Genomic DNA, 26,939 nt, shown 5'->3' with positions numbered 1-26,939 from the left:
CGCCACGCCGGCTTCATCACATTCGCGCAACAACTACATACCGCCCGGTCGGTTTATCGGATAGGGTGGCCACACCCGACACGAAGAGGTGCCGATGAACCTGCACGAACCGGATGCCGTGGCATCCGTCCCCCCACGACTGGCGGTCGACGCGCTCACCGTCACGTTCGGCGGTCTCACGGCGGTCGACGGCGTCGCCTTCGACGTGCGACCCGGCGAGATCGTCGCGCTGATCGGCCCGAACGGCGCCGGCAAGACGACGGTGTTCAACGCGATCTGCGGGCTCGTCCGCCGCTCCGGCGACGTGCGCGTCGACGGCGCCCCGACGCCGCGGCGCACCGCCGGGCTGACCGCCCGGCGAGTTTCGCGCACGCTGCAGGGCCTCGGGCTCTTCGACACGCTCTCGGTCGCCGAGAACGTGCTCGTACCGATCGCCGCGCGTGCGGATGCCGCGGCACGCGTCGCCGCACAGCTCGACGACCTCCACCTCGGCGGCCTCGCGGCGCAGCCCGTCGGCGCGCTCGCGTATCCCGACCGCAAGCGGGTCGCGCTCGCCCGCGCGCTGGTCACGCGTCCTCGCCTGCTGCTGCTCGACGAGCCCGCCGGCGGTCTCGGCGCCGACGACATCGCGGCCCTGGGCGAGACGGTGCGCCGGGTCGCCGACGGCGGATGCTCGGTGCTGCTGGTCGAGCACCACGTCGACTTCGTCATGGGCCTCGCCGACCGCATCGAGGTGCTCGACTTCGGGCGGGTGATCGCCCGCGGCACCCCCGACGAGGTGCGCACCGACCCGCGCGTCGAAGAGGCATACCTCGGCGTGAAGGCGACGGCATGAGCGCCGTGGCGGGCACGGCCCCCGAGGCGACGCGCACGGGCGCCCTCGCGATCGAGTCCCTCACCGTCGGCTACGGCGGCGCGCCGGTGCTCCACGACGTCTCGTTCGGTCTGCGGCCGGGTGAGATCGTGGCGCTCCTCGGAGCGAACGGCGCGGGCAAGACGACGCTGCTGCGCACGCTCGCAGGGCTCGTGCCCGCGGCATCCGGATCGATCCGGCTCGACGGTGAAGACCTCGCGCTGCTGCGCACGGAGCAGCGGGCGCGGCGCGGTGTCGCCCTCGTGCCCGACGGGCGGAGCGTCGTCGCCGAGCTCACGGTCGACGAGAACCTGCGTCTCGGAGCGCTGTGGCGCCACCGCGGGGTTGCGCGCGAGCGGGCGGTCGCCGGCATCTACGACATGTTCGAGCCGCTCGCCCGACGCCGACAGGCCGACGGGCACCAGCTGTCGGGCGGCGAGCGCCAGATGCTCGCCCTGGGGCGTGCCCTCATCGCCGAGCCGACGGTGCTCGCGCTCGACGAGCCGTCGCTCGGTCTCGCGCCGCTCGTCGTCGCCCAGCTGATGGGCACGCTGCGCGCCGCTGCCGAGAGCCGGGGCCTCACGGTGCTCCTCGCCGAGCAGAACGTGACCAGTGCCCTGTCGATCGCCGACCGCGGCGTGGTCCTCGACCTCGGACGGGTGGTCGCCGACGCCGCGGCATCCGACCTCGCCACCGACTCCGCCCTCCGACACGCCTACCTGGGGTTCTGATGGATCGCCTGCTCTTCCTCCTCGCCACCGGCCTCGCCCGCGGCGCCGTCTTCGCGCTGTTCGCCCTGTCGCTCGTGCTGATCTGGCGTGCTGCGCGCATCATCAACTTCGCGCAGGGCGCGATGGCCCTCGTCGCGACATACGTGGCCTTCGCCGTCACCGGGATCACCGGGTCGTACTGGGCCGGGCTCGCGGCCGGCGTCATCGCCGGCGCCGCGATCGGCTTCGGCGTGGAGCGCGGTGTCATGCGCTTCGCCCCGCACAGCAGCCCGCTCGCCGGGGTCATCATCGCGATCGGCCTCGTCATGGTGCTTCAGTCGGTGCTCGGCATCCTGTTCGGGCAGCAGTACCGGCCCATGGCGGCCCCGTTCGACGACAGCCCGCTCGTCGTCGGCGGCGTGCCGCTGCTCTCGCCGTACGACATCTTCGTGCTCGTCGTGGCGACCGTCGTGATGACCGGCCTCGCGCTGCTCTTCCGCTTCACGTCGCTCGGGCTGCAGCTGCGGGCATCGGCGTTCGCACCCGAGGTGTCGCGCATCCTGGGTGTGCGCGTCTCGCGCATGGTGACGATCGGCTGGATGCTGTCGGCCGCCGTCGCCGCGCTCGCCGCCCTGCTGCTCGTGCCGACCGAGCTCGGACTCAACCCGCACTCCACCGACGTGCTGTTCGTCTACGCGTTCACCGTCGCCGTCGTCGGCGGACTCGACTCCCCGGTGGGGGCGCTCCTCGGCGGCCTCGTGGTCGGCGTGGCGATGACGCTCGTGACCGGATACCTCGGCGCCACCGTCGCGCCGATCGGCGTGCTGGTGCTCCTGGTGGGGGTGCTGCTGGTGAGACCGGGTGGCATCTTCTCGATGCGAGAGGCGCGAAGCGCATGAGCCGCCGCATCCTGCCCGCACTCACCGGCGTCCCGCGCACCGTCGTCTTCGGCGGCGTGCTCACCGTGCTCGCGATCGGCGCCACGTTCCTGCTCGATCCGTACCGCAACTTCCAGCTCGCGACGATCGCCGCGTACTTCTGCGCGGCCGCTGGACTCACCCTGCTGATCGGCCTGAGCGGTCAGCTCTCGCTCGGCCACGCCGCACTCATGGCGGCCGGAGGGTACGGCTACGCGCTCACCGCGAATGCGCTGACGGATGCCGGACTCGACGGCATCCCGCGCTTCGCGCTCTCGATGCTCGCGGCGCTCGTCGTCTCGGGCGCACTGGGCCTGCTCCTGGGGCTCGCCGCGGCGCGGCTCAAGGGGCCGTACCTCGCGGGAGTCACCCTGGCGCTCGTCATCGCGATCCCGGCTGTGACAGCCGCGTTCTCGGGCGTCTTCCGCGGGGACCAGGGGCTGCAGATCGCGTACGACGGCGTGCCGCCGTTCCTCGAGCGACTCATCGCCCTGGAGCAGTGGCAGGCGTGGGTCGCGATCCTCGTCGCCGGGGTGACCGTGACCTGGATCGCCGCCCTGCGCCGCGGCCGCCTCGGCCTGCGCATGCGTGCGGTGCGCGACGACGACACCGCAGCGCGCCTGAACGGGCTGCGTGCCGGGCGCGTGAAGGTGACGGCGTTCACCGTGAGCTCGATCGCCGCCGGCGCCGGGGGCGCCGTGCTCTGCTTCGCCGTGCAGTCGGTCAGCCCCGGCGCCTACACCCTCGCGTTCTCGCTGCTGCTCGTGGTCGCGGTCGTCGTCGGCGGCCTCGGCAGCATCGGCGGCGCAGCCATCGGCTCGGCGCTCATCGTGCTGCTGCCCTGGCTGATCACGACGGTCACCCGGGCCCTCGATCTCGACGCCGGTCTCGAGCAGCGGCTCTCGGGCAACCTCACCGTGCTGGTCTTCGGCCTTCTGCTCATCGTCGTCATGCTCGCGTGGCCGGGCGGCCTCGCGAGCCTGCGCGGGCGTCGGCGTCGGCATCGGGCGACGGATGCCGCGGGCACCGATGCGCCGTCGGCGCCGGGCGGCCGGGCCGGTGATGCCGCTGCGGCGGTGAGCGGTGCGGTGAGCGGTGACTCCGCTGTGGCGGGCGATTCCGCGACAGGGCCGGCCGCCGTGCCGACGGCATCCGTCTCCGGCCACTCCGAGTCCGAACACCGCCAGCCCGGGCGCCGCGAGCCGCGGGCGCAGCATCCGATCGATCCCGTCCTGCAGTCAACCAACCCACGAAAGAGGTGACCATGTCACAGCATCACTCCGCACGCCGCCTCGCGGCGATGGTCGGCGCCACCGCCGTCGCCGTCGCGCTGACCGCGTGCAGCACCCCCGCCGGCACCGACGCCGACGATCCCGCCGCGCCGGTTCCCGGTGTCACCGACGACACCGTGACGATCGGCACGCACACGCCGCTGACCGGACCGGCCGCTGCCGGATACTCGTCGATCTCGGCGGCCGCCACGGCGTACTTCGAGTTCCTGAACGACAACGGCGGCGTGAACGGCCGGTCGATCGAGTACATCGTCAAGGACGACGGCTACAACCCCGCGACCACCCAGACCGTGGTGCGCGAACTCGTGCAGGAAGACGAGGTGTTCGCCATCGTGAACGGGCTCGGCACCCCGACCCACACGTCGGTGCTCGACTTCCTCAACCAGAACGAGGTGCCCGACCTGTTCGTCGCGTCGGGTTCGACGAGCTGGAATCAGCCCGAGAAGTACCCGTTCACGTTCGGGTTCAACGCCGACTACGTCGTCGAGGGTGCGGCCCTCGCGCAGTACGCCGCCGATGAGTACCCGGGCAAGAAGGTGTGCCTCCTCGGACAGGACGACGACTTCGGCGACGAGATGATCGAAGGCGCCGAGCTCGCGCTCGGAGCCGACGGACTCACCCACGTCGAGCGTTACTCCGTGTCGAACCAGGACGTCACGGCCCAGGTCGGCGCGCTGCAGGCGGCCGGGTGCGAGATCAACATCCTCGCGACGATCAACGGGTTCAGCGCGCTGGCGATCGGCACGGCCGCCCAGCTCGGATGGTTCCCGATGTGGTTCTCGTCGTCCTCGGGTGCGAGCTACGAGACGCTCGTCGAGTACCTGGGTGCCGACGTCGGGCCGCAGCTGCTCCAGGGGCTCGTCGGCACCAACTACCTGCCCGCCGCGCAGAGCGACGACGACTGGATCGAGCTGTTCCAGCAGGTCAACGCCGACTACAACGACGGTGCCGCCTTCGACGGCAACACGGTCTACGGCATGAGCGTGGCGTACCTGTTCGCCGAAGCGCTCGCCGTGGCGGGCGAGGACCCGACCCGCGAGTCGCTGATCGATGCGATCCAGAGCGGGGAGCTCGCCGGCAGCGGCGTGCTTCCGCTCGCGTTCGCCGAAGACAGCCACGCCGCCTACACCGGCGTCGGCATCACCACGGTCGACCAGGGCGTGCAGGACTACCTCGGCCGCACCTACGCCGTCGACGGCGGTTCGGTGGTCGAGGTCGAGTCCGAGCAGACGCCCCTCTCGAACGGCGGCATCCCCGGCGCCTGAACCCCCCCCGGCGAAACGGCCCGGACTCCTCGCGGAGCCCGGGCCGTTTCGTCTGCCCGCGGTTCTGTGCCGCGCCTCATTCCGCCGAGCGGGCACGTTGGCACCCACCGGGCAGGGTTGCCACGTGGGGAGTGTGCCCGGTGGGTAGGGGTGTGCCCGTTCGCGAGATGGGAGGCGCCGCAGCTCGGGCTGCTCGGCTCCCACTCGGGCTCCCTTTGTTCGCGAGCGGGCACGTTGGCACCCACCGGGCAGGGTATCCACGTGGGGAGAGCGCCAGGTGGGGAGGGGCGTGCCCGTTCGCGACCGGGTGCCGCCTCCGCGAGGAGTAGGCGAAGCGGCGCGCCCGAGGGAACAGTGAGAAGTCAACGCGGCGGGGCAATGCCGTATTGGGTCAGGCGCTGCGCGAGCGCCATGGCGGAACCGATGTGCTCCCAACCCCATCGCACGACGGGCCGCCCGGTGCTGGCGCGGATCCAGTCCTCGCGCTCCTTCTCGGCCATCAGCACCTCGAGCGGGGTGCTGTCGCCGCGCATCGAGGCATCGAGGTACTTCCCCTTGCCGTCGAACTCTCCCCAGGCGTCGACGTCGTCGAGCCCGAAGTCGACGTGGTAATCGGTCAAGCCGGGGCGCTGGATGCCGACCTGCAGGCGGACCGCGTCGAATCCGAGCTCGAGCAGTCGGATGCGGCTGATGCTCTCACCCGGAAGTTGCGCGCGGCCATCGGCGAGGTCGGCGACGACCCGTGCCTGGCGCACGCCGCGCTTCCCGGCCATGCCGACGATCTGTTCGCGCATCCGCGCTCGAAAGGCCGCCGCGGCATCGAGGTCGTACTCGCGCTCGGTATCGCGCCATGCGATCTGTCGCATGGCGGCATCCGCTGCCGAGAGCGATGTCTCGAGCGACGTGCTTCGCGCGATGTCGACCACCGTCCGTTCGAGCGTGGTGCACGGCATGCCGAATCGGTTCGTGATGTCATCCGGCCGAAGCACATCACGATGTCGACGAATGCCCGCGGTGGAATGCACCTCGAGTCCTTCGCGCAGGGTGGTGTGAACGACGTGGGTGCCAACCTTGTGGAGGGGAAGTTCCCACAGTGCACCGGCGGACGTGTGGGAGAACACACCGCTCGTCCCGCGAGCGGAGCGGTTCACCGAGCGGATGCGCAGGAGCAGCCGGTCTTCGGACCGCAGGGCCGCCGCCTCGGCTTTCGGCGCATACCAGCCGCGGTGGATCCGCAGGAGCTCGCCGGTGACCAAGGAGCGTTCGAGATCCCGCCACGACCGTGTCGTCACAGCGCGAGCTGGATGGAGGAGCCGATCGATCTCGGGCAGCATCCATCGATCGTCGCCCCAGTTTCGCCCGCCGCCATGTCTGTTTCGAAGACATGTGGAGACGCGTCCGAGCCATCGCCCTGTGGAGGCGCGGCATCCGTCTCCCCGTCCCGCCCACCCCGCCCCCGCCTCCACCTCGGCTCGCGAGCGGGCACGTTCTCTCCGAGCGGGCGCCGCAGTCACGTGGCGATGGTGCCCGCTGGGAACCAATGCGCCCGCTCGCGAGGACGAGGAGAAGGAGAGGAGTGAAGAAGGAGGAGGGGAGGGGAGGAGAGGGTAGAGGAGGCGCGAGCGGGCACGGTGCTTCCGAGCGGGCACGATCACCACGTGGCTGCCGTGCCCGCTCGGGGCAAACGTGCCCGCTCGCGACAAGGACGACGGAGACGCGCAGACGCGCCGCCTACGCGACGGGCGTGAACTGCGCGACCAGCTCGCGCTTGAGCACCTTGCCGCTCGACCCCAGCGGCAGCGACGACACGACGTGCACGACCCGCGGGTACTTGTACGCGGCGAGGCGGTCGCGCACGAAGGCGACGACCTCGTCGGCGTCGAGCTCCACCCCGTCGTGGGAGACGACCGCGGCGTGCACCTCCTGTCCGCGCACGTCGTCGGCGACGCCGAAGACGGCGGCGACCGCGATGCCCGGGTGCCGCGCCAGCACGGCCTCGACCTCGGTCGGGTACACGTTGTACCCCGATCGCACGATCATGTCCTTCTTGCGGTCGACGATGGTGAGGATGCCGTCGGAGTGCGTCCCCAGGTCGCCGGTGCGGAACCAGCCGTCGACGACGGCGACGTCGGAGGCATCCGGTCGTCCGAGGTATCCCTTGAAGAGGTTGTGCCCGCGCACGACGATCTCACCGAGCGCCGCGGGATCGTCGAGGAGCACCACGGCGTCCTCCACCTCGGGGTCGGCGATCGCGACGTCGACGCCCCAGAGGGCCTTGCCGACGGTGCCCGGCCGGATCGGCTCGTGGAGCGGGTTCGACGACACCGTCGGCGCGGTCTCGGTCAGCCCGTAGCCCTCGTGCACCTGGGCGCCGTAGGCGTCGGCGAAGGCTTCGAGCACCGCGACGGGCAGGGCGGCACCGCCCGACACGGCGTAGCGCAGCGGCGGCCGGGCGTCGGAGCGGCGGGCCGCTTCGAGCATGCCGACGTACATCGTGGGCACCGCAGTGAACACGGTCGCGTCGAGGCGCGCCATGAGTGCGAGGGCCTCGTCGGCATCGAAGCGGGGGAGGAGGATGACGGATGCCCCGACCCGGAACGCGATGTTCATCACCGCCGTCTGACCGAACGTGTGGAACAGCGGCAGCCCGCCGAACACGATGTCGTCGGCGCGCAGGTCGAACGCGTCGATCAGCGTGCAGTGGGTCTGCTCGATGATCGAGAGGTGACTGCCGACGGCGCCCTTGGGGGTTCCGGTCGTGCCGCTCGTGTAGAGGATGGTGGCGGCATCCAGGGGACCCGTCGGCGTGTGCCGCGCGATGGGGACGGCGACGGATGCCTCGACCTCGAGCCGCGGAAGCTCGATGCCCGCGTCGGCGGGGAGCAGAACGGTCACGAGCGGCACCCCGGCGGCGGTCGCAGCCGGCACCGCCTCACCCAGGAGCGGAGCGGCGGCGACGAGGACGTCGGCGCCCGAGTCGCGCAGCACGTACTCGATCTCCTCCGCCTTGAACAGGAGGTGCACCGGCACCACGACGGCGCCGAGCGACAGCGCGGCGTAGTACACGCGGGCGAAGTCCGGCACGTTCGGGATGAGCATCGCGACCCGGTCGCCGCGCCCGATGCCGCGATCGCGCAGCGCACCGGCGTACGCGCGGGTCTGATCCCACAGCTCGCGGTAGGTGGTCACGCCGCCGAGGAAGTGCAGGGCGGGACGGTCGGCGTGGCGCGTCGCCGATTCGCTGAGGATGCTCGCGACCGAGAGGGTCGTGAAGCCGGCGCCGTCGATCGCGGGGTCGGGCTGGTGTGTCATCGGAGTGCCTTCCGTCGTCATTGAGGGAGTGGAGCGGGATCGGGGAGGGGAACGGGATGCCGGGTCGCTACGCCCGGTGCGGGCTCAGTTCGGCGCGGCCGAGGCTCGACAGGTGCACCTCGTCGGGGCCGTCGGCGATGCGCAGCGACCGGATGCCGGCATAGAGCTCGGCCAGCGGCGTGTCGGAGGAGACGCCGGCGCCGCCGTGCACCTGGATCGCGCGGTCGATGATCGTCTGCATCGCCCGGGGCACGGCGATCTTGATCGCCTGGATCTCGGTCATCGCCTGCCTGTTGCCGACGGTGTCCATCAGCCAGGCCGTCTTCAGCACCAGCAGGCGCAGGGCCTCGAGCTGGATGCGCGCCTCGGCGGCCCACTCGCGCACCACGCCCTGGTCGGCGAGGCTGCGACCGAACGCGCGGCGGTCGTTCGCACGCGCGGTCATCAGCGCCAGCGCCCGCTCGCCCATCCCGATCGCGCGCATGCAGTGGTGGATGCGGCCGGGCCCGAGCCGCGCCTGGGCGATGGCGAACCCGTCGCCCTCGCCGGCGATGAGGTTCGCAGCCGGCACGCGCACGTCGTGGAACGCCACCTCGGCGTGGCCGCCGTGGTCGCGGTCGTCGTAGCCGAACACCGTGAGCGGTCGCACGATCTCGACGCCGTCCGTGTCACGGGGGACCAGGATCATCGACTGCTGGCGGTGCCGATCGGCATCCGGATCGGTCTTGCCCATCACGATGAAGATCGCGGCGTCGGGGTTCATCGCGCCCGTCGACCACCACTTGCGGCCGGTGATCACGTAGTGGTCGCCGTCGCGACGGATGCTGGTGCCGATGTTGGTGGCGTCGGATGACGCATGATCGGGTTCGGTCATGCAGAACGACGAGCGGATCTCGGCCCGCAGCAGCGGCTCGAGCCACTCGGACTTCTGCGCCGGGGTGCCGAAGTCGTTGAGCACCTCCATGTTGCCGGTGTCGGGCGCGGCGCAGTTGAACGCGGCGGGTGCGAGACGCGGGCTCCACCCGGTCACCTCGGCCACCGGCGCGTACTGCAGATTCGTGAGTCCTGCGCCGCCGTGGTCGCCCGGAAGGAAGAGGTTCCAGAGCCCCTGCGCCCGAGCCCGCTCGCGCAGGTCGCGGATGACGGGGGGCGTGGCCCACTCGCCCGGCGCTGCGGCGAGCTGGGCATCGAGCTCCGGCTCGGCCGGCAGCACATGCTCGTCGAGGAATGCGCGTGCCCGTGCGGTGAAGTCGCGGGCGGTGTCGTCGGGTGCGAAGTCCATCAGTGCACCTGCAGTCCCTTCTGGGCGAGCGGCTCGACGAGCGCGCCCATCCGATCGAAGCCGTCGCCGACGGTGTCGCCGGCCTGGAAGCGGAAGTGGATCCCCTCGAGGATGACCGCGAGCTTGTACGCCGCGAAGGCCCGGTACCAGCGGAGGTCGGGAACGCGGATGCCGGCCTGCTCGGCGTACACGTCGACCAGTTCGTCGAACGTCGGGTACCCCGCATCCGGATCGACGGCGCTCGGCACCGCACCCTCGGCGCCCCCCGGGAGATCGGCGATGTCCCAGTACAGGGCGAAGATGCCGAGGTCGACGAACGGATCGCCCAGGGTGGCCATCTCCCAGTCGAGGACCGCCGAGATGCGCGGATCGTCACCGCTGCCGATGACCAGCGCGTTGTCGAGCCGGTAGTCGCCGTGCACGACGGCGGCGCGCCGCGACTGGGGCATCCCCTCGGTGAGGCCGGCCTGCAGGGCGTCGAGCGCGGGGGTCTCGCGTGATCGTGACGCGTCGAACTGCCGGCGCCAGGTGGAGAGCTGACGCGCGAGATAGCCGTCGGGGCGGCCGAAGTCGCCGAGGCCCACGGCGTCTGGTTCGACGGCGTGGAGGTCGGCGAGGTGTCGCACCAGGTCGATGCTGAGGCGCCGCAGTCCCGCCGCGGTGTAGAGGCGGTTCTGCGACGTGTGCGCGAGCACGCGGCCGGGGGCGCGCTCCATCACGAAGAACGTGGTGCCGGTGATCTCGTGCGCCTCGGTGTCGTCGACGACGTCGACCGCGGTCGGCACCGGCACGGCGGTTCCCGCAAGGGCCGAGATGACCCGGTGCTCGCGCCGCATGTCGTGCGCGCTCGAGAGCACGTGGCCGAGCGGCGGCCGCCGCAGCACGAGTGGGATGCGCGCGCCTTCGACGGCGTAGGTGAGGTTGCTGCGACCGCCCGCGATGACGGATGCGGTGAGGTCGCCGCCCGCGAGTTCGGGGTGCGCGCTCACGAGCCAGCGGCCCAGTCCCGCGACATCCAGTCCGGGTGTCTCGGTCATCATCGACCCTGCCTCTCCGGGATCCGACGGTGGACCCGACGACCAGCATACCGGATGGTCGGTTTGTTGCGGACGACACGTCGCCGGGCGTCGGCGTCAGGTCACACGGGGAGCAGCTGCGACTCGACCGCCGAACGGATCGCGGCGGGGATCGGCGTCGGGCGCCGGTTCGCGGAATCCACGAACACGTGCACGAACCGGCCGGTCGCGATCGGGTCGGGTTCGCCGGCGCGCAGGATGCCGAGTGCCCACGTGATGCTCGACGAGCCGAGTCGCTCGATTCCGATGCCGACCTCGAGCGGCTCGGGGAAGCCGGCCGACGCGGTGAACTCGCACGACGACGCGGCGCACAGGGCGATCGCGTCGCCTCCGGTCGGGTCGAGGCCGCCGGCGCGGATCATCCACGCGTTGATGGCGGTGTCCATCGCCTGGTAGTAGACGGTGTTGTTGAGGTGCCCGTACTGGTCGTTGTCGGCCCAGCGGGTGGCGAACGGCTCGCGCACGCGGTAGGCGGCCACGGTCAGTCGTCCACCCGCAGCAGCAGGCGGAAGGCCACTCGGGCGCGGTCGGATCGCGGCGGGTCTCCCGAGATGAGGTCGGCGTAGGTGAACGACTCCGACATGCGCACGAGCAGGTACGCGAGACCCGCCGGGTCGATCGCGCCCCCGAGCGGCGCCTCGCCCAGCTCGCGACGCACGAGCCACTCGGCGGTCGCGACGTAGCGCCGCTGGATCGGGCTCTCCTTCGTGGTGAGCAGTCGCAGCGCGCGTGCCGGCTCGCGGCGGAGGAACTCCCGGAAGTAGTCGGCGGTGATCAGGTCGTCGACGAAGTGCGTGAGGATGCCCGCGATCCGCTCGCCGCCCGCGAGCTCTTCGGTCGCGTGCTCGGCCTGCACGAGTGTCGGCATGGCGAGCGACCACAGCACCTCGCTCAGCAGGGCGTCGCGGTTGCCGACCCACCGGAACAGCGACGTGCGGTCGACGCCCAGGGAAGCGGCGAGGCTTCCCATGTCGATGCGCCGGCCGGCGATGAACGTCTCGCGAGCGGCGTCGAATGCGCGCACCGCATCGGGGTGGGATGCGCCGCCCATGCGCTCGGACAGCCACGAGGGGGCGGCGTCGAGGCCGGCCGTGGCGATGGTCGGCGGCGCGACGGTGGTCGAGGTCATGGCCCGAACTCTACCCGCGCCACCCGGGCTCCGCGCAACGTTCGAGGATATGTTGTGCAACATTCCACAGAATGATGCATACTGGCTGTGGGTCGTCGCCGACCCGCCGAGACGATGGAGAGAGACGATGACGTTCACCCTCGACCAGCACGACACCCGCGCGATGCCCGTCGCCGACCTGCTCGACGCGGACTTCTACGCGTTCCAGCACACGCTGACCGATGCCGAGCAGCGCTCGCTCACCGGCATCCGCGCCTTCCTCGACACCGAGGTGCGCCCGTTCGCCGACGACCTGTGGGAGCGCGCCGAGAGCCCGCGTCACCTCGTTCCCCGCATCGCCGAGCTGGGGCTCTACGGCAACGCGTTCCCCGAGACCCGGCAGTTCGAGAACAGCGACGTCTACCGCGGCTGGGTCGCGCTCGAGATCTCGCGCGCCGACCCCTCGCTCGCCACGTTCATCGGCGTGCACAGCGGGCTCGCGATGACCTCGATCTCGGTCGGAGGCTCCGAGGAGCAGAAGGCCGAGTGGCTGCCCAAGCTCGCCGCCGGCGAACTCGTGGCCGCGTTCGGGCTGACCGAGCCCGGCCACGGATCCGACACCGCCAAGGGTCTCGAAACCACGGCCGAGCGCCGCGGCGACACGTGGGTGCTCAACGGGGCGAAGCGCTGGATCGGCAACGGCGCCTTCGCCGATCTCGTCGTCATCTGGGCGCGCGACGTCGCCGACGACCAGGTCAAGGGCTTCCTCGTGCGGACGCCGGCGGTCGGGTTCTCGGCCACCAAGATCGAGCGCAAGCAGTCGCTGCGCGGCGTCGAGAACGCCGACATCGTCATGACCGACCTCGTCATCCCCGAGAGCGACCGGCTGCAGCGCATCGACGGGTTCCGCGACCTCGCAGTCGTGCTGCGACTCACCCGCGCCCATGTCGCCTGGCAGGCGCTCGGCGTCGGCGTCGGCGCCTACGAAGGAGCGCTCGCCTACGCGAAGGCGCGACACCAGTTCGGCAAGCCGATCGCGTCGTTCCAGCTGGTGCAGCAGAAGCTCGCCGACGCCCTCGCGAACATCACCGCCTCGATCGCGCTGAGCGTGCGCGTCTCGCAGATGCAGGACGAGGGCGTCCAGCGCGACCACCACTCGGCGATGGCGAAGGCGTTCGTGTCGGCGCGCGTGCGCGAGACGGTCGCCCTGTGCCGCGAGATCTGCGGCGGCAACGGCATCCAGCTGGGCGGCGAATCGCAGCTCGGCGGAGCCATCGCCCCGGGCTACGGGGTCGCGCGCTACTTCGCCGACGCCGAGGCCGTGTACACGTTCGAGGGCACGTACGACATGAACTCGCTCATCGTCGGCCGTTCGATCACCGGCATCCCCGCGTTCGTCTGACGCGTTTCGTCTCGTCGCTTCGCTCCTCGCTCAACGACCGAGGAGGAGCACCCGGTCGTTGAGCGAGCGCAGCGAGACGAAACGCGCGGCTGTCGTCTCCGGTCGTTGAGCGAGCGCAGCGGGACGAAACGCGCGGCAGTCGTCCCCGGTCGTCGAGCGAGCGCAGCGAGACGAAACGCCCACCCGACATCCCCCAACTGAAGGAGCACTCCATGCCCGAGGCGTACATCGTCGCCACCGCCCGTTCGCCGATCGGCCGCGCCCGCAAGGGGTCGCTCGTCGGCATCCGCCCTGATGACCTGGCCGCGCGAATGGTGCAGGCCGCGCTCGAGAAGGTGCCGTCGCTCGACCCGTCGCGCATCGACGATCTGATGATGGGATGCGGCCAGCCGGCCGGCGAGCAGGGCATGAACATCGCGCGCATCGTCGCCGTGCTGCTCGGCCTCGACGGCGTGCCCGGCACGACGGTGAACCGCTACTGCTCGTCGTCGGTGCAGACGACACGTATGGCGTTCCACGCGATCAGGGCCGGCGAGGGCGACGTGTTCGTCTCGGCCGGCGTGGAGTCGGTGACGCACTACGCCGCCGGCTTCTCCGACCTCGAGTCGGCCTTCAACCTGCGCTTCGCCGATGCCGCCGCCCGCACCGCCGCGCGCGCAGCGGGGGGAGCGCCGACCTGGACCGATCCGCGCGGCGACGGCGGCCTGCCCGACGCGTACATCGCGATGGGCCAGACCGCCGAGAACGTCGCGCAGATGCACGGGGTGACGCGCGCGGAGCAGGATGCCTTCGCGGCGAGGTCGCAGCAGCGGGCCGAGGCTGCCATCGCCTCGGGCTTCTGGCAGCGCGACATCACCCCGGTGACGCTCGACGACGGCACGGTCGTCGCCGCCGACGACGGCCCGCGCGCCGGCACGACGGTCGAGGCGCTCGCCGGCCTCGACCCGGTCTTCCGCCCCGACGGCACGATCACCGCGGGGAACGCCTGTCCGCTCAACGACGGCGCGGCTGCCGTGATCGTCGTGTCGGATCGCGTGGTCGACGAGCTCGGACTCCAGCCGATCGCCCGCATCGTGTCGACCGGTGTCAGCGGTCTGTCGCCCGAGATCATGGGTCTCGGGCCGGTCGAGGCATCCCGTCGCGCCCTGGCGCTCGCCGGGCTGACGATCGCAGACATGGACCTCGTCGAGATCAACGAGGCCTTCGCCGCGCAGGTGATCCCCTCGGCGCGGGAGCTGGGCATCGACCCCGATCGGCTCAACGTGCACGGCGGCGCGATCGCCGTGGGGCATCCGTTCGGCATGACCGGCGCGCGCATCACCTCGACCCTCATCAACGGGCTCGACGCCACCGGCGGACGCTACGGTCTCGAGACCATGTGCGTGGGCGGCGGCCAGGGGATGGCCATGGTGCTCGAACGGGTGTGACCGCGCCAGGATGCCGCTCGGGTGGACGCCCGGCGGCAACCGTCGCCCGCCTCGTCGCGACGGGCGAACCTGTATCAATCCCGCCGCGGAGCGTTCACCTGTTGTGACAGGACTGCTGTCACACTGACCGGTGTATCGGCCGAGGGGGACACGATGGCTGCTCAGACCATGCGGATCGCCGCGTACAACGTCGAGAACCTCTTCTCGCGCCCGCGGGCGATGAACCGCCCAGAGCCGATCGCCGTCGAGATCCTCCGAGCCCACGCGCGGATCAACGAGCTCTTCGAGCGCGAGACGTACACCGCCGAGGTCAAGGCCGAGATCCTGCAGCTGCTGGGTGAGCTGCGGCTTCTGCGCGACGACGGCGACGCGACGCGGACGTCGACCTTCGTCGTGCTGCGGCGCATTCGCGGGAGGCTGCTGCGCCGACCCCGGAACGACCCCGACGGCTCCGCGGTGACGGTGGTCGCCGACGGCCGGGCGGACTGGACCGGGTGGGTCGAGCTGATCAAGGACCGCATCGACGAACGGGCGATCTCGAACACCGCGCGCGTGATCGACGAGGTGGGAGCCGACATCGTCGGCGTGGTCGAGGCCGAGGACCGCCTCACCCTGGCCCGGTTCACCGATTCGCTGCTGATCGACGACGCGACCGGGCAGCCGCAGTACCCGCACGTGATGGTGATCGACGGGAACGACCCGCGCGGCATCGATGTGGGGGTGCTGGCCCGAGCCGCCTATCCGCTCGCGCTGATGCGCTCACACATCGACGACGGCCCGCACGGCGACCGCGTGTTCAGCCGCGACTGCCCCGAGTACTGGTTCACCTTCCCCGCGGGCACCGCCCTCGCCGGGGAACGCCTGGTGGTGCTCGTCAACCACTTCAAGAGCAAGTTCGGCGGCAACAACCCCGCGAGCATCGCGCGTCGCAGGCGGCAGTCCGCGCGCGCCGCCGAGATCTACACGGAGATCCGCGCGGCCGGCGTGGATCACGTGGTGGTGCTCGGCGATTTCAACGACACCCCGGACAGCGAGGCGCTCGCGCCGCTGCTCGCGGACACCGACCTCACCGACATCGCCGCCGTCACGCCGTTCGACGACGGCGACCCCGACGAGGAGCGACCCGGAACCTTCGGCAACGGCACGAAGTCGTCGAAGATCGACTACCTGCTCCTCTCACCGAGCCTGCTCTCGCGCGCGACCGGCGCCGGGATCTTCCGCAAGGGCGTCTGGGGCGGCGTGCACGGCACGCTCTTCCCGCACTTCGACACCATCGAGGCAGACCACGAGGCAGCGTCGGATCACGCCGCCCTCTACGTCGACATCGACCTCTCCTGAGGGGGGCGGCCGATCGCCGCGCGACACGAGCCGATTCACCTCCGTCGCACCGACAGGTGACAGACTCGGCGCCATGAGCCTTCTTGCGAACGTCGTCGACGTCTTCGTCGACGACCGCGACGCGCACGGGAACCCGCTCGGCATCATCTGGGCGTCGACGTCGACCCGTCGCCACGAGCAGCAGATCGCCGCAGACCTCGGGTTCAGCGAGACGATCTTCATCGACGCCCTCGACGGCGCGTCGGTGAGTGCGCGCATCTTCACCCCGGCGCTCGAACTGCCGTTCGCGGGCCACCCGACCGTCGGTCTCGCCGCCTGGCTGCACCGCGGCGGCGACCCGGTCACCGAGATCAACGTGCCGGCCGGGAGCGTCCGCGTCCGCGTCGACGGGCCGCGCGTCTTCGTGAACGCCCTGCCCGAGTGGTGTCCCGTCTTCGAACTCACCCGGCTGGACTCTCCCGCCGACGTGGACGCCGTCGATCCGGATGCCTTCGCCGAGGGCCAGCACTACCTCTGGGCCTGGGCGGACGAGGGCGCCGGGCGCGTGCGCGCGCGCATGTTCGCTCCCGACTTCGGCATCCGGGAGGACGAGGCGACCGGCGCGGCGGCCATCCGCCTCACCGCGGAGCTCGGCCGCGACCTCGAGATCCGCCAGGGCGCCGGATCGGTCCTGTACACCCACCCGCGGTACCTTGGGCAGCAGGTCGAGGTCGGGGGCCGCACCTCAGAGGCGCGCACCCGTGAGCTGATCTGACCGGTCAGTCCCCGGTCTGCTCCGGCCCTTCGGCAGTGGCCGGCGGCTCGGGCGAGTCGATCACGCCGATGCCCACCGCCTCGTGGCTCGGCTCCGGCTGCGGATCCCGGCCGCCCTTCGGCTCCTCCCCGGGCTCCTTCTCGGTGCTCGGCTCCTCCAGCACCTCGTCGGCGACGGCGTCGCCGCTCGACTCGGGATCCTTCTCCGTGGCATCCGCACTCATTGCGGCCTCCTCATTCGCTCGGTGTCCCGGCCATGATTCGCGCCACGCGGGCGCACGGCAAGGGCCTTGACACGGCCGCCGACGATCGCGCCTTTTGATCTCGGATGCCGTGACGCCAGGCATCCGCTCCCGTTCAGGCGGCCGGAACGAACAGGCCGATCGTCTCGGCGATCAGCGCAGGCTTGGACGCGCCCTCGATCTCGACGGTCGTGCGAAGCCCCGCGCGATACCCGGCGGGGCCGGGCTCGACCGAGACGAGCTCGGTGACGGCGCGCACGCGGGAGCCCACTGTCACGGGCTGGAGGAACCGCACCTTGTCGAGCCCGTAGTTGACGACCATCGCCGCGCCGTCGACGGCGATGAGTCCGGCGGTGAGGCGGGGGAGGAGCGACAGCGTCAGGTATCCGTGGGCGATGGTGGCGCCGAAGGGCCCGGATGCCGCGCGGTCTGCGTCGAGGTGGATCCACTGCCAGTCCTCGGTGGCGTCGGCGAAGGCCTGGATGCGCTCCTGGTCGATCGCGAACCACTCTCCGGTCGCGGTCTCGCCGATCGCGCCGGCCAGGGTGGCGGGGGAGGAGGCTGCGATGCTCATGCGCGCGGACCCCCGGCGACGTACAGCACCTGGCCCGAGACGAAGCCCGCCTCGTCGGAGCAGAAGAACGACGCCGCGGCCGCGATGTCTTCGGGCTGACCGGCGCGCTGCACCGGGATCTCCTTCGCGGCGTGGGCGACGAAGTCGTCGAACCCGACGCCGATGCGCTCGGCGGTCTGCCGCGTCATGTCGGTGACGATGAAGCCGGGAGCGATGGCGTTCGCCGTCACTCCGTAGCGTCCGAGTTCGATCGCAAGCGTCTTGGTGAAGCCCTGCATGCCGGCCTTCGCGGCCGAGTAGTTCGCCTGTCCGCGGTTGCCGAGGGCGGAGGTGCTCGACAGGTTCACGACGCGACCCCAGCCCGCGTCGACCTGGTGCTTCTGCACCTCGCGCGACATGAGGAATGCGCCGCGGAGGTGCACGTTCATCACGGCGTCCCAGTCGTCGTCGGTCATCTTGAACAGCAGGTTGTCGCGCAGGATGCCGGCGTTGTTCACGAGGATCGTCGGTGCGCCGAGCTCCGCGGCGACGCGGGCGACGGCATCCCTCACCGCATTCGCGTCGGAGACGTCGGCGCCCACGGCGATGCCGCGTCCGCCGGCGGCGGTGATGGCGGCCACGGTGTCGGCGCAGGCGGCTTCGTCGAGGTCGACGACGGCGACGGCATGACCGTCGGCGGCGAGGCGCTTCGCGGTCGCGGCCCCGATGCCGCGCGCGGCTCCGGTGACGATGGCGGTGCGTGTCATGAGGGGTTCCTTTCGAGGGGGGTGGCGGGGTCGAACGTGATCAGCTGGCGCAGCTCGCCGCCGGCGGCGAGGCGGTCCATGGCGGCGTCGAGGTCGTCGAGGCGGATGCGCGACGAGACCAGCCGCTCGAGGGGCAGCCGGCCTGCGCGCCACAGGTCGACATATCGGGGGATGTCGCGGCTCGGCACGGCGGAGCCCAGATAGCTGCCGACGATCGTGCGAGCTTCGGCGGTGAGCTGCAGCGGCGACACGCTCGCGCGGGCATCAGGTGAGGGGAGCCCGACGGTGACGGTCGTTCCCCCGGGCGCGGTCAGCGCGAGGGCGGTCTCGAACGCGCGGGCGGCCCCCGCCGCCTCGATGACGACGGGTGCACGGATGCCGCGGTCCGCGGCATCCGCGGGGCTCAGGGCCTCGGCGGCGCCGAGCTCGCGCGCGAGGGCCAGCTTCGCGTCGACCGCGTCGATGCCGATCACCTGGTGCCCGAGGGCGATCGCGACGAGGAGCGCCGCCATGCCCACGCCGCCGAGTCCGACGACGATGACGGTGTCGCCCGGCGCGGGCCGGCCGGCATTGAGCACCGCGCCGCCGCCGGTGAGCACGGCGCAGCCGAGGAGCGCGGCGATCTCGGCCGGCACATCGGGGTCGACCGGTACGACCGAGGTCCGGCTGACGACCGCGTGCGTGGCGAAGGCCGAAACGCCGAGATGGTGATGGACGGGCTGCTCCGCGCCGTCCCCGGCGGTGCGATGCAGCCGGATGCCGCCGCCGACGAGCGTGCCCGCGTTGTTCGCTGCCGTGCCCGGGACGCACGGCAGCCGGCCGTTGGCGCGGCATCCGTCGCACTCTCCGCACCGGGGCAGGAAGGTCATCACGACGCGATCGCCGACCGTCACATCGGTCACGTCGTCGCCGACCACCTCGACGACACCCGCCGCCTCGTGCCCCAGGAGCATCGGTGTCGGGCGCGATCTGTTGCCGTCGACGACGCTGAGGTCGGAATGGCACACCCCGGCAGCCTCGATGCGCACGAGGAGCTCGCCGGCGCCGGGCGCGTCGAGTTCGAGGTCGCCCACGGTGAACGGGCGCGAGCGCGCGAAAGGCGCTTCGGCGCCCGACCGCTCGAGAACAGCTCCGGTGATGCGCATCCGACCTCCTCGTCGTCATCGCGTCCATCCTGCCTCGGCAGGAGCGGGGGTGCGTGCTGGTCAGCATACCGACCGCGCGGTATGCTGGGAAATCCGAATGCACGACGTCGCAAAGGAGCGCCATGTCGAACTCTGCCCCCGCTGTGCCGCTGGACGGCATCGTCGACGACCGGTTCGCCGCGCTGCGCGACGCGTTCGCCGCGAACCTCGCCTCGGGCGAGGAACTCGGCGGCTCGATCTGCGTGCTCGTCGACGGGGCGCCCGTCGTCGATCTGTGGGGCGGTTGGAGCGACGCCCAGCGCGTGACGCCGTGGAGCCGCGACACCCTCACCAACGTGTGGTCGATCTCGAAGACGGTGTCGTCGCTCGCGGTGCTCCTTCTGATCGACCGCGGGCTCGTCGACCCCGATCAGCCCGTCGCGCGGTACTGGCCCGAGTTCGCCGCGGCCGGCAAAGACGGCGTGCTGGTGCGGCACGTGCTCACCCATTCCTCCGGAGTGTCGGGATGGGAGCAGCCGGTGACCGGCGACGACATCCTCGACGTGGACGCCGCCGCCGACCGCCTCGCCGCTCAGGCGCCCTGGTGGCCGCCGGGCGCGGCATCGGGGTATCACCTGCTCGACTACGGCCACCTGGTCCACGGCATCGTGCGGGCCGTGACCGGTCAGTCGCTCGGCGACTTCGTCGCCGCCGAGCTCGCAGGGCCGCTCGGAGCCGACTTCTGGCTGGGGCTCCCCGAGAGCGAGGACGCACGCGTCTCGCCCGTGGCGCCGCCCCCGCCGTCGACGCTCGACATCGCCGCGCTGCCGCCGGACTCGCCCGCATTCCGCACGCTGACCGGCCCGCCTCTCGGCGCCGAGATCACCTGGACCCGCGCGTGGAAGGCCGCGGGCATCGGCGGGGCGGGCGGCCAGGGCAACGCGCGGTCGGCCGCCCGGCTCAACTCCCTGATCGCCGGGCGCGGTGAGGTGGACGGCATCCGGATGCTGGCGCCGGCGACCGTCGATCGCGTCTTTGCCGACCCGGTCGAGGGCGTCGACCTCGTGCTCGGGATCCCGCTGCGGTGGGGACTCGGCTGGGGGCTGCGGCATCCGGGATCCACGACCTACATCCCCGAGGGCCGCATCGCGTTCTGGGGCGGCTGGGGCGGATCGCTCGTGACCGCCGACGTCGACCGCGGCGTGACGTTCGCCTATGTCATGAACCGGATGTCGGACGGGATCCTGGCGTCGACCCGCGCGGTGACCTACCTTCAGGCGGCATACGCGGCGCTCTGAGGCACCGGCCCGGTGGGCTCACGGGTGTCGGGCGCGGCGAGTCAGGCCGGTTCGGTGGTGCGGATGAGGCCGCACCGGACGCACGACCACGCGACCAGGAACCGCTCGTCGTCGAGGATCTCGAACCGCAGCGTGTCGCCGCAGGTCGGGCAGATCCAGGCTTCGACGATGCTCTCCTCCACGCCTCCAGGCTAGGGGCGTGAGCCGCCCTGCGGGTGGCCGTGGTCCTCGACATCGGGCTCAGCGCGCAGCCGGTCGGCGATCTCCTCCTCGGGGCGCGGCGCGATGGTCTCGTCGTCTTCCAGCTCGGGGATGCTCGGCTCGTCAGGTGCGGGCACGTGCGGCGAAGCGGGGTGGTCGGGCGTCTGCACGGTGCTCGCCGCCGTCAGTCCTTCGGCCGCCGTCGCGCGACGCCGACGCCGATCAGCACCAGCCCCGCCACGATCACGATCGGGCCGATGACGGCCCAGAGCGTCGAGCCGCTCATCGCGGACCCACCGAGCACGTTGAGGCCCTGCAGAGTCCACACGAGTCCGATGGCGACGAGGACCACCCCGCCGACGATGAACGGCCACACGCGCTTCACGGCCTCACCCTAGTTCGGTGCGTCGCGCCGCGGAAGAGCATGACCACGATCAGCTCCACCCCCCGATTTTGCGGCCGGCCACCTCGGAATCCGGGGGTGGAACTCGGCTTCGCACTGTTCCACCCCCTGGTTCTGGGGCGAGGTGGTCCGGAACTCGGGGGTGGAACGCGGCACTGCTGTGCTCAGGAGCCGGTCGGGCGCGGCCGCCGCGCGATGAGGTAGATGACGGCACCGGCGATCGCGAGCAGGCCGATGCCGCCGACCCACCACCAGACCGTCGATGCGGATGCCGTGTCGGATGCCTCGGGGGTGGGCGTGGCCGTCGCGGTCGCCTCCGGTGTGAGTGTGGGTGTGGGTGTGGAAGTAGCGGTCGGTGTCGGTGTCGGCGTCGCGGATGGCGAAGGCGTCGGCGTCACCACAGGAGTGGGCTCGGCGGTCGGCTGCGGATCGGACGTGGTCGTCGGCTCGGGGGTCGGACGCGTGGTCCGTGTGGGTCGCGGCGTCGGGACGGGTGACGGCTCGGCGGTGGGGGTCGGTTCGGCGGTCGGTGCCGGTGTGGGGGTGGGTGTCACCTCGGGCGTCGGCACGGCCGCCGTGCGCGTCGGCGTCGGCAGCGCGGCCGTGCGGCTCGGCGTGGGCAGCGCGGTCGGCAGCACCACGCCGCCCTCGCACCCCGCCAGCAGCCCTGCGCACAGCACGGCGAGCACGGCCGCTCCGGTGCGCCGCCGCCGGCGGCGGGGCGCCGGAACCTCGGGGCGCAGCATCCGTCGCCTAGCGGGCCGACGCGTCAGCGGCGGCGCGTGTCCGGGCCCGCCGGATCCACTTCTCGACCTCGACGAACAGCGGCACGACGAGTGCGAGCCCGATCGAGATCAGCCACTGCTGACCGGTGAGGCTGGTCGTGCCGACGAGGTTCTGCAGGAACCCGAGCTCGACGGCGGCGACGGTGAGGGCGGCCGGGATCGCGAGCCACTTGACCGCGTCGATGATCGGCGGGGCGAGGCCCGTCTCGGGGTCGCGGCGCATCACCAGGCCGCTGAACACCGCGCCGTACGCCGCGACGACGAACGTCATCGTGACGGGCGCGTTCGGCTGGGTCGAGCTGAGCTGGTCGGGGTAGAGCAGCAGCGGCACGAGCGTCGCGAGGAACAGCACCCCGCCGTAGAGGAACCAGATCGTCACGGCGCTCGCGTTGGCGATCGTCTTCTTCGGATCGCGCGGCGGCTTCTGCATGATGCCGTCGGGAGTCGGGTCGAGGAGGATCACGATCACCGGGAAGATCACGATGAAGAAGTTGAGGAACAGCACCATGATCGGCGTCAGCGGCACGCCCTCGTTGATCGAGAAGATGCTCGCCGCGAGGAACAGCAGCACGAGCGAGAACAGCTGCGCCATCTGGAACCGCACGTAGCTGACGATCTTGTCGTAGATGGCCCGGCCGAGCTGCACCGCCGTGACGAGCGTGCCGAAGTTGTCGTCGACGAGGATCATCTTGCCGGCCTGCTTGGTCACCTCGCTGCCCGAGCCCATCGCCACGCCGATGTCGGCCTGCTTGAGGGCGGCGGCGTCGTTCACCGCGTCGCCGGTCATCGCCACGACGGCGCCCTGCTCCTGCATGAGACGAGCGAGCCGCAGCTTGTCTTCGGGGGTCACGCGCCCGAAGACGTGGAGGTTCGGCAGGGCTGCCTTCAGCTCGTCGTCGCTCATGGCCTGGATTTCGGCCCCGCTCGCCGCTCCCGTGCCGAGGCCGAGCTTCGCGCCGATCGCGGCGGCGGTGATGGCGTGGTCGCCGGTGATCATGCGCACCTCGATGCCGGCTTCGCGCGCGATGCGCACCGCCTCCTGCGACGAGGGGCGGAGCGGGTCGATGATGCCGACGAGCCCGACGAACACGAGGTCTTCGATCGCCGTCATCGGGTCGGCGGGCAGCGCCTCGCCCTCGGCGAAACGGCGGTACGCGAACGCGAGCACGCGCAGGCCCTTCTCGGACAGCTGCCGATTGGCCGCGAGCACGGCGTCGCGCTGTGCGTCGATCGGCACGACACCCGTCGCGGTGGCGACGCTGCCGCACCGGTCGAGCACGACGTCGGGTCCGCCCTTGACGAACGCGACGGTGCCCGCCTCCTGCTCGATCGGCACCGCGTGGAACGTCGACATGAACTTGTACGCCGAGTCGAACGGCACCTCGGCGAGTCGCGGATGCTTCGCGCGGGTGAGCTCGGCGTCGGCGCCCATCTTGGCGGCGAGCACGACCAGCGCCGCCTCGGTCGGGTCACCCACGACGTCGCCCGCATCCGACACCGTCGCATCCGAGCACAGCGCGAGACCGGCCGCGAGCACCGAGAAGTCCGGCGTCGGGTCGCCGGCGACGCCGCGGATGTCGCCCGACTTCTCATAGCCCGAGCCTGAGACCGTGAACCAGTCGCCGCGGTAGTACAGCGACTCCACGGTCATCTCGTTCATGGTGAGCGTGCCGGTCTTGTCGGAGTTGATCGCGCTCGTCGCGCCGAGCGTCTCGACGTCGGTGAGGTTCTTCACCACCGCCTTGTGCTCGGCCAGCTGCCGCGCGCCGTACGACAGCATCGCCTGCACGAACGACGGCATGCCGGTGGGGATCGCCGAGATCGCCATCGAGATGCCGAGGAGGATCACCGCGGTGATCTCCTGTCCGCGCAGCAGCCCGGTGATCACGATGATCGCCACGGCGCCCCAGGCGATCCAGCCGAGCACCCCGGTGAGCGAGTCGAGCTCGCGCTGCAGCGGCGACTTCGCGGGCTTCACCGCCGACAGCATCGACGCGATGCGGCCCATCTGCGTGGTCATGCCGGTGTCGGTGATGAGCACGCCGGCGGTGCCGCGGGTGACCTGCGTGTTCTGGAACACCATGTTGGCGCGGTCGCCGAGCGTCGTCTCGGGGTCGTCGAGGGTCGCGGCATCCTTCGGGATCGGCGCGCTCTCGCCGGTGAGCGCCGCCTCCTGCGTCTCGAGCGTCGCCGAGCGCAGGATGCGCCCGTCGGCCGGCACGATGTCGCCCGCCTCGAGGGCGACCAGGTCGCCCGGCACCAGAGTCGTCGCGTCGACCTGCAGCAGCGTGCCGCCGCGGATCACCTTCGCCTGCGGGATCTGCATCTTGGCGAGGGCGTCGACGGATGCCTTCGCCTTCATCTCCTGGCGCGTGCCCAGCACCACGTTGAGCACGACGAGCGCTCCGACGAGGATGCCGACGCTCACCTGGTCGATGAAGAGGCTGATGATCGCGACCGCGACGAGCATGATGTTCATCGGGTCGGCGAGCTGGCGCAGTGCCACCTGCCACACCGACGGTGCAGGCTCGGAAGCGATCGAGTTCGGGCCGTGCTCGGCGAGGCGACGGGCTGCGGCGTCGGCGGTGAGGCCCTGCTCGCGGTCGCTCTGGAGTGCGGCGACGACGGCGTCGGGGTCTTCGGTGAACCAGGTCGGTGACGGTGTGGATGCGGGGGGTGCGGGGGAGTCCACGGCGCTCATGGTCAGAAGCTAGCGCCCGGGGGATGCCCCGCGTAAGAGGGGATCAGCCGTCGAGGCGCTCCCGCACACGCCGTGCCATCTCGGCGGTGGGCATGGTGCGGGGGAAGACGGCGACGACGACGTCGTCGGCCGACGGCTCGCGCGTCGCGGCGCCGTCGACGCCGAAGCGGCGCAGTGCGTCGTCGAGGGCGGCGCGCAGCACGGTGACGGGCACCTTCTTCGTGCCGCGCAGCAGCTGCCGCAGCACGTGGTTGTGGATCGCGGTCACGAGCGCGGCGAACCCCACGGCGTCGAGCGGGTCGATTCCGGGGAGCGCCTCGCGGAGGTACTCGTCGAACAGTCGCTCGTACCGGAAGACCGTGACGATCTCGCGCTCGCGCAGCGCGGGCACCTGGCGCACGACCGCGTAGCGCCGACGGGCGAGCTCGGGGTCTGCGGCGAAGTGCGTGAACACCTGGACGGATGCCTCGCACACGGCTGACCACGGATCGGAGTGGCCCTGAGCGAGGAAGACCCGCAGCTCGTCGAGGAGCAGTTCGTGATCGGCGAAGACGACGTCGTCCTTGCCGCCGAACTGCCGGAAGAAGGTGGAGCGCGAGATGCCGGCGGCCTGCGCGATCTGGTCGACCGAGGTCTGATCGAACCCCTGCGCGTCGAACAGCTCGAGCGCCGCGGCGACCACGGCGGTGCGGGCGGAGGGGAGGGCGGGCGGGCTGTCTGACATGTCAGGGGAGAGCCTACTGGCCGCGTGCGCCGTGCGGCAGGCGGCAAGTGGGCGCCCGGCCGTGCCGTGGGCAGGGGGCCGTGCCGAGGCATCCGATCGCCCCGGAAGCGTTGTCCGAGGCACGCATCCGGCGGTAGTAGGCTGGTGAACTGGTCGATATCTCGACGTCGAGACGCTTTTCGGGCGTCATTCCCACCCCATTCGCCACCTGCGAAGGAATGCACTGTGGATCTGTACGAGTACCAGGCACGAGACCTTTTCGAGAAGTACGAGGTGCCGGTTCTCGCCGGCATCGTCGCGGACACGCCGGAGGAGGTGCGTGCCGCAGCCGAGAAGATCGGCGGAGTCGTCGTCGTCAAGGCCCAGGTCAAGGCCGGCGGCCGCGGCAAGGCCGGCGGCGTGAAGGTCGCCAAGACGCCCGACGAGGCGTACGAGCTGTCGAAGGCCATCTTCGGCCTCGACATCAAGGGTCACGTGGTCAAGCGCGTGATGGTCGCCCAGGGCGCCCGCATCGACAAGGAGTACTACTTCTCGGTGCTGCTCGACCGGGCGAACCGCTCGTACCTGAGCCTCTGCTCGGTCGAGGGCGGCATGGAGATCGAGGAGCTCGCGGTCGAGCGTCCCGAGGCTCTCGCGCGCATCGACGTCAACCCCGGTACGGGCATCGACAAGGCGAAGGCCGTCGAGATCGCCGAGGCCGCCGGCTTCAGCGCCGACCTGGTCGACAAGGTCAGTGACGTCTTCGTCAAGCTCTACAACGTCTACAAGGGCGAGGACGCCACGCTCGTCGAGGTCAACCCGCTCGTCCTCACAGAGGAGGGCGACGTCATCGCCCTCGACGGCAAGGTCTCACTCGACGAGAACGCCGAGTTCCGTCACGCCGGTCACGCGCTCCTCGAAGACAAGGATGCCGCCGACCCGCTCGAGGCGAAGGCCAAGGCCAACGACCTCAACTACGTCAAGCTCGACGGCGAGGTCGGTGTCATCGGCAACGGTGCGGGCCTCGTGATGTCGACGCTCGACGTCGTCGCCTACGCCGGCGAGAACCACGGCGGCGTGAAGCCCGCCAACTTCCTCGACATCGGCGGCGGCGCCTCGGCCGAGGTCATGGCAGCCGGCCTCGACGTCATCCTCGGCGACCCGCAGGTCAAGAGCGTGTTCGTCAACGTCTTCGGCGGCATCACCGCGTGCGACGCCGTCGCCAAGGGCATCGTCGGCGCGCTCGCCGAGCTCGGCTCGAGCGCCTCCAAGCCGCTCGTCGTGCGCCTGGACGGCAACAAGGTCGATGAGGGCCGGGCCATCCTGCGCGACGCGAACCACCCGCTCGTGACCCTGGCAGAGACGATGGACGAGGGCGCCGACAAGGCCGCCGAGCTCGCCAACGCCTGAACCTCAGACATCCGGAA

General features: G+C 71.3%; 27 protein-coding genes. 11 read left to right on the top strand and 16 right to left on the bottom strand.

What is annotated here, in order from left to right; genetic code table 11:
• Positions 1–94: 94 nt before the first annotated feature.
• The 5 genes from JOD63_RS10820 to JOD63_RS10800 are packed head-to-tail and all read left to right on the top strand — an operon-like array spanning position 95 to position 5,037.
• Positions 95–835, top strand: coding sequence for an ABC transporter ATP-binding protein (locus JOD63_RS10820; protein ID WP_045274320.1), 741 nt, complete (start codon positions 95–97; stop codon positions 833–835).
• Positions 832–1,584 (top strand): ABC transporter ATP-binding protein, encoded by a 753-nt coding sequence (locus JOD63_RS10815; protein WP_045274319.1) that lies wholly within the window; start codon positions 832–834, stop codon positions 1,582–1,584. Before JOD63_RS10820 ends, JOD63_RS10815 begins: the two co-directional genes overlap by 4 nt.
• Entirely contained in the window at positions 1,584–2,462 is an 879-nt protein-coding gene (locus JOD63_RS10810; protein ID WP_045274318.1) for a branched-chain amino acid ABC transporter permease, read from the top strand. Before JOD63_RS10815 ends, JOD63_RS10810 begins: the two co-directional genes overlap by 1 nt.
• On the top strand, positions 2,459–3,742 hold the full coding sequence (locus tag JOD63_RS10805; RefSeq protein WP_084613321.1) for a branched-chain amino acid ABC transporter permease: 1,284 nt from the start codon (positions 2,459–2,461) through the stop codon (positions 3,740–3,742). Before JOD63_RS10810 ends, JOD63_RS10805 begins: the two co-directional genes overlap by 4 nt.
• 2 nt (positions 3,743–3,744) lie before the next feature.
• Complete coding sequence (locus JOD63_RS10800) at positions 3,745–5,037, top strand: ABC transporter substrate-binding protein (protein ID WP_045274317.1); 1,293 nt, start codon at positions 3,745–3,747, stop codon at positions 5,035–5,037.
• Between the two features lie 362 nt (positions 5,038–5,399).
• Here the strand turns inward: JOD63_RS10800 and JOD63_RS10795 are convergent, their stop codons facing one another.
• From JOD63_RS10795 to JOD63_RS10770, 6 genes are all read right to left on the bottom strand, one after another.
• Positions 5,400–6,371 (bottom strand): hypothetical protein, encoded by a 972-nt coding sequence (locus tag JOD63_RS10795; RefSeq protein WP_045274316.1) that lies wholly within the window; start codon positions 6,369–6,371, stop codon positions 5,400–5,402.
• A 397-nt stretch (positions 6,372–6,768) separates the two neighbouring features.
• Complete coding sequence (locus tag JOD63_RS10790; RefSeq protein WP_045274083.1) at positions 6,769–8,349, bottom strand: AMP-binding protein; 1,581 nt, start codon at positions 8,347–8,349, stop codon at positions 6,769–6,771.
• 67 nt (positions 8,350–8,416) lie between these two features.
• Positions 8,417–9,631 carry an acyl-CoA dehydrogenase family protein gene (locus JOD63_RS10785; protein WP_045274084.1) on the bottom strand — a complete coding sequence of 405 codons (1,215 nt, stop codon included), beginning with the start codon at positions 9,629–9,631 and terminating at the stop codon, positions 8,417–8,419.
• Positions 9,631–10,668: a phosphotransferase family protein gene (locus JOD63_RS10780; protein ID WP_045274097.1), complete on the bottom strand. Its 1,038-nt coding sequence runs from the start codon at positions 10,666–10,668 to the stop codon at positions 9,631–9,633. Before JOD63_RS10780 ends, JOD63_RS10785 begins: the two co-directional genes overlap by 1 nt.
• Before the next feature lie 101 nt (positions 10,669–10,769).
• On the bottom strand, positions 10,770–11,186 hold the full coding sequence (locus JOD63_RS10775) for an acyl-CoA thioesterase (RefSeq protein ID WP_045274085.1): 417 nt from the start codon (positions 11,184–11,186) through the stop codon (positions 10,770–10,772).
• Positions 11,187–11,188: 2 nt separating this feature from the next.
• Positions 11,189–11,836 (bottom strand): QsdR family transcriptional regulator, encoded by a 648-nt coding sequence (locus JOD63_RS10770; protein ID WP_045274086.1) that lies wholly within the window; start codon positions 11,834–11,836, stop codon positions 11,189–11,191.
• A 127-nt stretch (positions 11,837–11,963) separates the two neighbouring features.
• Here JOD63_RS10770 and JOD63_RS10765 point away from each other — a divergent pair, with 127 nt between their 5' ends.
• The 4 genes from JOD63_RS10765 (at position 11,964) to JOD63_RS10750 (ending at position 16,736) form a co-directional block, all read left to right on the top strand.
• A complete protein-coding gene (locus JOD63_RS10765; protein ID WP_407665000.1) occupies positions 11,964–13,217 on the top strand; it encodes an acyl-CoA dehydrogenase family protein in 1,254 nt (417 codons plus the stop codon).
• Positions 13,218–13,429: 212 nt separating this feature from the next.
• Positions 13,430–14,644, top strand: a complete 1,215-nt coding sequence (locus JOD63_RS10760; RefSeq protein WP_045274087.1) for an acetyl-CoA C-acetyltransferase — start codon at positions 13,430–13,432, stop codon at positions 14,642–14,644.
• Between the two features lie 153 nt (positions 14,645–14,797).
• Complete coding sequence (locus tag JOD63_RS10755; RefSeq protein WP_211088098.1) at positions 14,798–15,982, top strand: endonuclease/exonuclease/phosphatase family protein; 1,185 nt, start codon at positions 14,798–14,800, stop codon at positions 15,980–15,982.
• 73 nt (positions 15,983–16,055) lie between these two features.
• A complete protein-coding gene (locus JOD63_RS10750; protein ID WP_211088097.1) occupies positions 16,056–16,736 on the top strand; it encodes a PhzF family phenazine biosynthesis protein in 681 nt (226 codons plus the stop codon).
• Between the two features lie 4 nt (positions 16,737–16,740).
• On the opposite strand, the gene JOD63_RS10745 is transcribed toward JOD63_RS10750, so the two are convergent.
• The 4 genes from JOD63_RS10745 to JOD63_RS10730 all read right to left on the bottom strand — a co-directional run bounded on the left by JOD63_RS10745 (position 16,741) and on the right by JOD63_RS10730 (position 19,442).
• A complete protein-coding gene (locus JOD63_RS10745) occupies positions 16,741–16,959 on the bottom strand; it encodes a hypothetical protein (protein WP_045274090.1) in 219 nt (72 codons plus the stop codon).
• Positions 16,960–17,092: 133 nt separating this feature from the next.
• Positions 17,093–17,551 (bottom strand): MaoC family dehydratase, encoded by a 459-nt coding sequence (locus JOD63_RS10740; RefSeq protein WP_045274091.1) that lies wholly within the window; start codon positions 17,549–17,551, stop codon positions 17,093–17,095.
• Positions 17,548–18,297: a 3-oxoacyl-ACP reductase FabG gene (gene fabG, locus JOD63_RS10735; protein ID WP_045274092.1), complete on the bottom strand. Its 750-nt coding sequence runs from the start codon at positions 18,295–18,297 to the stop codon at positions 17,548–17,550. Before fabG ends, JOD63_RS10740 begins: the two co-directional genes overlap by 4 nt.
• A complete protein-coding gene (locus JOD63_RS10730) occupies positions 18,294–19,442 on the bottom strand; it encodes an alcohol dehydrogenase catalytic domain-containing protein (RefSeq protein WP_045274093.1) in 1,149 nt (382 codons plus the stop codon). The genes fabG and JOD63_RS10730 overlap by 4 nt, the downstream gene beginning before the upstream one ends.
• A 122-nt stretch (positions 19,443–19,564) precedes the next feature.
• On the opposite strand from JOD63_RS10730, the gene JOD63_RS10725 reads away from it, so the two are divergent.
• Positions 19,565–20,719, top strand: coding sequence for an EstA family serine hydrolase (locus JOD63_RS10725; RefSeq protein ID WP_045274094.1), 1,155 nt, complete (start codon positions 19,565–19,567; stop codon positions 20,717–20,719).
• Between the two features lie 41 nt (positions 20,720–20,760).
• Here JOD63_RS10725 and JOD63_RS10720 read toward each other — a convergent pair whose 3' ends face one another.
• The 6 genes from JOD63_RS10720 to JOD63_RS10695 all read right to left on the bottom strand — a co-directional run bounded on the left by JOD63_RS10720 (position 20,761) and on the right by JOD63_RS10695 (position 25,533).
• The gene (locus JOD63_RS10720) at positions 20,761–20,901 is read right to left on the bottom strand and encodes a hypothetical protein (protein WP_157003899.1); all 141 of its coding nucleotides are present in this window, start codon (positions 20,899–20,901) and stop codon (positions 20,761–20,763) included.
• A gap of 9 nt (positions 20,902–20,910) precedes the next feature.
• Positions 20,911–21,090 carry a hypothetical protein gene (locus tag JOD63_RS10715; RefSeq protein ID WP_045274095.1) on the bottom strand — a complete coding sequence of 60 codons (180 nt, stop codon included), beginning with the start codon at positions 21,088–21,090 and terminating at the stop codon, positions 20,911–20,913.
• Positions 21,091–21,104: 14 nt separating this feature from the next.
• The gene (locus JOD63_RS10710; RefSeq protein WP_045274096.1) at positions 21,105–21,305 is read right to left on the bottom strand and encodes a hypothetical protein; all 201 of its coding nucleotides are present in this window, start codon (positions 21,303–21,305) and stop codon (positions 21,105–21,107) included.
• A gap of 182 nt (positions 21,306–21,487) precedes the next feature.
• Positions 21,488–22,069: a hypothetical protein gene (locus JOD63_RS10705; protein WP_211088096.1), complete on the bottom strand. Its 582-nt coding sequence runs from the start codon at positions 22,067–22,069 to the stop codon at positions 21,488–21,490.
• A gap of 7 nt (positions 22,070–22,076) precedes the next feature.
• Positions 22,077–24,809, bottom strand: coding sequence for a cation-translocating P-type ATPase (locus JOD63_RS10700; protein WP_045274033.1), 2,733 nt, complete (start codon positions 24,807–24,809; stop codon positions 22,077–22,079).
• Positions 24,810–24,852: 43 nt separating this feature from the next.
• Positions 24,853–25,533, bottom strand: coding sequence for a TetR family transcriptional regulator (locus tag JOD63_RS10695; RefSeq protein WP_211088095.1), 681 nt, complete (start codon positions 25,531–25,533; stop codon positions 24,853–24,855).
• 225 nt (positions 25,534–25,758) lie between these two features.
• Here JOD63_RS10695 and sucC point away from each other — a divergent pair, with 225 nt between their 5' ends.
• The gene (gene sucC, locus JOD63_RS10690; RefSeq protein WP_045275886.1) at positions 25,759–26,922 is read left to right on the top strand and encodes an ADP-forming succinate--CoA ligase subunit beta; all 1,164 of its coding nucleotides are present in this window, start codon (positions 25,759–25,761) and stop codon (positions 26,920–26,922) included.
• Positions 26,923–26,939 lie beyond the last annotated feature (17 nt).

The organism is Microbacterium terrae, assembly GCF_017831975.1.
GTDB lineage: Bacteria > Actinomycetota > Actinomycetes > Actinomycetales > Microbacteriaceae > Microbacterium > Microbacterium terrae.
Note: the sequence above shows the minus strand (reverse complement) of the source record. Positions and strands in the feature narration are given on the sequence as shown.